Below are 1,132 nucleotides of genomic sequence, written 5' to 3' on the forward strand. Positions count from 1 at the left end.
CATCACATAACGCTGCACATCCACGCGTGCTTCATGCTCCGAGCTGTAGCCATCGTCTGGCACCCACTCTGACTTCAGGCTCCCAAAGAAACGCTCCATCGGGGCGTTGTCCCAGCACTCACCTTTACGGCTCATGCTTTGCAGGAACCCGTGCTTGCGCATCTCATTCCTGAATTTGTGGCTGGTGTATTGGCAACCCTGATCAGAATGAAACAGCACCTCTTTTGGGCGACCTCGCAACTCGACCGCCATTCGCAACGCTTCGCAGGTAAGCGTGGCATCGGAAATCATTGAAAACGACCACCCCACGATCCGGCGAGCAAACAGATCCAGAACCGCTGCGAAATACATCCAGCGCTTGCCGACCTTGATGTACGTGACATCGCCGCACCACACCTGATTCATCGCCGTGACATCAAATTTGCGTTTGAGCATATGTGGCGCCACCAACGCTTCCACGCCGGAAGATTTGTACCGGTGCCGCCTGCGCTGATGGCTGGCGATACCGGCTTCGCGCATCAGGCTGCGAGCCATATACCGCCCGACGCGATGTCCCTTGGCCTGCAACTCCTTGGCCAAGGTGCGCGAGCCAGCAGAGGCTCTGGATTCCTTGTGATGTTCGATCAGCACGGCTTTGAGTTTCTCCCGTTCAGGGTTCACTTTGCCTTGGCGCTGACGCCAGGCGTAAAAGCTGCTGCGGCTGACTCCAAACGCCCGACAGCAATTGTTAACGCCGTACTGCTCGTCCAGCTCGTTGATCAACGAGAATGATCTTTGGAGTCCAAAAGCAGGAGAGCACTGGCCTTTTTTAGGATTTCAATGTCCAGGTCTTTTTGCCTGAGCAACGCTTTGAGCTGCTGAATCTCTCGCTGATCGGCGGTAATCGCCTTGGCGCCTGACGGGGTCGAGCCCAAGCGCTCCTTGCGAACCTGATCGACCCAACGGCGCAGGGCGGTAGGGCCAATATCCAGACTGGCACAGACTTCGGGAACTGACTGCCCCTCATCCAGCACCATGCTGGCAGCCTTGAGTTTGAACTCACTCGAATAAGATTTACGCATATCCAAACACCTCAGATTTGGGCGCCATCATAGCGCCCGATTGAAGTGTCCAAAATCATTAGGCCAGTTCA

The 1,132-nt window shown here is 55.7% G+C and carries 2 protein-coding genes; both read right to left on the reverse strand.

All coding sequences use genetic code 11. The features are described from left to right. Positions 1-762: IS3 family transposase (locus ACI77H_RS30005; protein ID WP_407015542.1), on the reverse strand; the 762-nt coding region annotated here is incomplete at its 3' end. Then, the gene (locus tag ACI77H_RS30010) at positions 759-1,061 is read right to left on the reverse strand and encodes a transposase (protein ID WP_407015544.1); all 303 of its coding nucleotides are present in this window, start codon (positions 1,059-1,061) and stop codon (positions 759-761) included. The genes ACI77H_RS30010 and ACI77H_RS30005, both read right to left, overlap by 4 nt. Between the last annotated feature and the right edge of the window lie 71 nt (positions 1,062-1,132).

The organism is Pseudomonas sp. O230, from assembly GCF_045447035.1.
Taxonomy (GTDB): Bacteria; Pseudomonadota; Gammaproteobacteria; order Pseudomonadales; family Pseudomonadaceae; genus Aquipseudomonas.